This is a genomic window from Pseudobutyrivibrio sp. OR37, from assembly GCF_900113655.1.
Taxonomy (GTDB): domain Bacteria; phylum Bacillota; class Clostridia; order Lachnospirales; family Lachnospiraceae; genus Pseudobutyrivibrio.
Genome location: NZ_FOQF01000065.1, coordinates 1 through 3,184, shown reverse-complemented (window position 1 = coordinate 3,184; position 3,184 = coordinate 1). Strand labels below are relative to the sequence as shown.

The window sequence follows — 3,184 nt, the reverse complement described above, 5'->3', positions numbered from 1 at the left end:
TAATTCAAGGTTTGTTTCACTGTTCAGTTATCAATCTTCGTTTTCTTTTGCTCTGTGTGACTTGCTGTCCCTCAGTGCTCGATTATAATATCACCCTAAGAGCCTAGTGTCAACGGATTTTCACCCATTTTTTAAAGTACATCTATTCGCCATTTTAAGCCCAATTGTTTGAATTGTACAAACTGTATGTTCAACTTTCTTTTTGCACATGAATTAAGGAAATGTTAGCTTTTTATATAGCTTTATATTATGATTGCCTTCTTTTATATCATTATGAATCAATTCCTCTGTTGGCCAGTTATTAGGTCCCCACTGATTTGGATTTCCTGTCTTTGCCATAAAGTCTCTGGCGTACGCGTACATTTTCATAAGTTGAGGGACATCAGCTTCTACTGTTTTTCTAATTTCCATTTCTGAGTTCTTTCTATATATTATAAAGTCTTTTCAAATATCTGATCTGCTAGTCCTACAATAGGTTTAAAATCTGCAATCTTTTTGAATCCATATTTTTCATATAGGCCACGATGCTCACTCTTTAAATAAACCCTAGTTAAGCCTAATTCTTTGCCATAACTTAGTGCTTTTTCAATTAGCTTTTCAGAAACTCTTTTGCCTCTACAGGATTCATCTACAAATACTAGATTTATGAATGGATGATAGTCATATTCGGGTGGGATATATCCATCTTCTTCAAAAACGCAAAATCCTGCAATCTCATCATTTTCAATTGCTGCAAAAATCTGCTTGTCATCTTTGAAGTCTCCGTTTTCCATTCTTGTAGCTAAATTCTTGCCTGGGTTCCATGAGCACTTACTTGAAAAAGCCATTAGCTTATCCCAATATGGCTCATTCTCATTTACTAATATAATCTCCATATCTAATTATAGCCCTTTCGCTCTTTTGCTTTTTCGATAAGTTCTTTAGCTTCTTCAAAAGCCTCTGGGAGAGTATCAGCACACCATTCCGTACCTTCTTTTTCCTGCTCCTTTATTTCCTCCCATGCCGCATGCTGTTCTTCCTTTGAGTTATAGATTACGCCAGCAAAGACATGAGGATGGCGACGTATCATCTTTTCAGATACAGTCTTTGCTACATCATCAAAAGTAAATAAGCCCTCCTCTTCTGCTATGACAGAATGAAACATTACCTGAAGCAACAAATCTCCTAGTTCTTCTTTTAGATTTTCTGCATCACCTGTCTTTGTGTAATTATTAACTCCATTAATGACCTCAGCTGCTTCCTCTATACACTCTGGTTTTAGGCTTTCATGAGTTTGAACCCTATCCCAAGGGCAACCGTTTTCACTTCTTAGAATTTCGACTATTTCTTTTAATCTATCAATTTCTGCCATTTTTAATCCCTCAAAATGTATCAGTCCAACTATCAATATAGTGATCGCCAATGGACCGTAATATTTGTAATAATCCAAGGACTCCCTAGCTTATAATCAATAATGATGGAACTGTTCTAAATGTAATCCCAATACAATTCAGAATTAGCCAAAGTAAACCAAGCACAGCTATAAATATGTTGTGTCAGCCATGGTATTGTTCCCAAAAATGCAATCTTTCAATTAATGATTATAGCTAATCTACGAAGTAGAAAAAAGCCCTTTGCATAAGCAAAAGGCTGTAGTAAGATATGCTATTTATTTAACTAATAACCAACAATAGATTCTTCCAAACCGACTGCATTCATTAAATCATTAATAGAGCCTGCATACCAGCTTGAAACAGAATCATCCCATTTATCGATTACAGTATAACCGCTAGTTTCATCATCCTCTTTATGTAATACTATGCAGCCAGCAATATATCCATATACATCTTTCTCTGTATAAAGATCTCCTCCAGTAATCCATATAGTCCATTCACTATCGCCCTGGCCATATGCTGATTCACTGCTACGTTCAATACCAATGCACGCTCCGCGTTCACTATCGAATATCCACTGCCCTTCTAGGTTCTCCAAAACATCCTCTAAAGAATAATCTAATTGGTCTAACTCTTTTTGTACATCCGAGGATATTTCAAACGACTCGTTCTGAATATCTGCAAGTTTTTTCGCCAATTGATAAACTCGAACTTTTGTCATATCAGCAGCTCGTTCAGACATTAATAATGGAGCCAAACTTCCTCCACCATTTTCGACACCAGCCACATCAGCATTTCTTTCCTTTTGAGTAATCCATTCCTGTTGCTCTTTAACTAGCTTATCTTTTTCATTCTGTGGCAGTTTTTCTGATAGTCTCTCCCATATTGAATTCAACTCAGCATCCCATAACTGAAAACATTCACCAGCTAATGAATTCATTTCAAACTGAGACATATTGCTAGTATCTGTATTTTCCAATTCTTTAGATTTTGCCTCAACTTCAGCTATTTCTGCTTGAATAGTATTGATATTGGCTTGACTTTCATCATTAGTTACGTTTGAACTATCAATAGTTTCAAGTGTTTCAGTCTCGTTATTAGTGATACTTGAGTTTAGATCGTTTACTTTAGTTTCTTCATTTTTCCCTACAAAATAGTAAACAATACATCCTACGATTAATAGTAATGCTATGACTATTAAAGTTAAGCATAATCTACGTTGTCTTTTCTTTCTCATTAAAATTCACCATCCCAAAAATTGGCTGCAAAGATTTCTCTCTGCAGCCTTATATTTTTTAGCGGGTAAGCTTAGCTTGAACCCACAGTGTCTAGTTTAGGCCTCCACATTTTTCGCATAGTCATTCCCACTGAAAACCGCCTTTATCCACTATACCTCATTTGTGTATATAATAATAGTTCTATAACTGCATTACAGGTGATTCAAATTCAACTTTCCAAAATATAGTTCCAAATTCATATTTTAAACTTCTATGCTGTTGCAGAAGCTATTAAAGATATAATTCCAATCACTATAAGTATTGGGATTGCAATGTAGAACAATCCTGCTATGCACATTCCAATGAGTATTACTGGTAAGAAAACCAAGGTCATTACCACTTTAAATATTGTCCACGAAGCTCTAATTGCTAATCCTAACATCTTCCCAAACACAACTAACATCATTATTGAAAAAATAAAAGCTAACATTTTAATTTCCTCCTACTATTATATAAAGTCATAGTCTTTCTTTACCTTTTCTATAGGTTCGACTATGCTATTTTAAGATACTGTGGATTGGTATTTTTCTCCTA

5 protein-coding genes are annotated in these 3,184 nt (G+C 35.0%); all 5 read right to left on the bottom strand.

All coding sequences use genetic code 11. The features are described from left to right. Window positions 1-213: 213 nt before the first annotated feature. The 5 genes from BM097_RS15815 to BM097_RS15795 all read right to left on the bottom strand — a co-directional run bounded on the left by BM097_RS15815 (window position 214) and on the right by BM097_RS15795 (window position 3,080). On the bottom strand, window positions 214-411 hold the full coding sequence (locus BM097_RS15815; protein ID WP_090552642.1) for a hypothetical protein: 198 nt from the start codon (window positions 409-411) through the stop codon (window positions 214-216). A 20-nt stretch (window positions 412-431) separates the two neighbouring features. Further along, window positions 432-875 carry a GNAT family N-acetyltransferase gene (locus BM097_RS15810; protein ID WP_090552639.1) on the bottom strand — a complete coding sequence of 148 codons (444 nt, stop codon included), beginning with the start codon at window positions 873-875 and terminating at the stop codon, window positions 432-434. Between the two features lie 2 nt (window positions 876-877). Next, window positions 878-1,351 carry a MazG nucleotide pyrophosphohydrolase domain-containing protein gene (locus tag BM097_RS15805; RefSeq protein ID WP_090552635.1) on the bottom strand — a complete coding sequence of 158 codons (474 nt, stop codon included), beginning with the start codon at window positions 1,349-1,351 and terminating at the stop codon, window positions 878-880. Between the two features lie 305 nt (window positions 1,352-1,656). Next, complete coding sequence (locus BM097_RS15800; RefSeq protein ID WP_090552633.1) at window positions 1,657-2,610, bottom strand: lysozyme inhibitor LprI family protein; 954 nt, start codon at window positions 2,608-2,610, stop codon at window positions 1,657-1,659. A gap of 251 nt (window positions 2,611-2,861) precedes the next feature. Continuing rightward, complete coding sequence (locus BM097_RS15795; RefSeq protein ID WP_090552631.1) at window positions 2,862-3,080, bottom strand: hypothetical protein; 219 nt, start codon at window positions 3,078-3,080, stop codon at window positions 2,862-2,864. Window positions 3,081-3,184: the final 104 nt, after the last annotated feature.

Excerpts from the sequence above, each read along its gene's own strand:
- BM097_RS15810 (WP_090552639.1), bottom strand. The coding sequence starts at position 875 with ATGGAGATTATATTAGTAAATGAGAATGAGCCATATTGGGATAAGCTA.
- BM097_RS15815 (WP_090552642.1), bottom strand. The coding sequence starts at position 411 with ATGGAAATTAGAAAAACAGTAGAAGCTGATGTCCCTCAACTTATGAAA.
- BM097_RS15795 (WP_090552631.1), bottom strand. The coding sequence starts at position 3,080 with ATGTTAGCTTTTATTTTTTCAATAATGATGTTAGTTGTGTTTGGGAAG.
- BM097_RS15805 (WP_090552635.1), bottom strand. The coding sequence starts at position 1,351 with ATGGCAGAAATTGATAGATTAAAAGAAATAGTCGAAATTCTAAGAAGT.
- BM097_RS15800 (WP_090552633.1), bottom strand. The coding sequence starts at position 2,610 with ATGAGAAAGAAAAGACAACGTAGATTATGCTTAACTTTAATAGTCATA.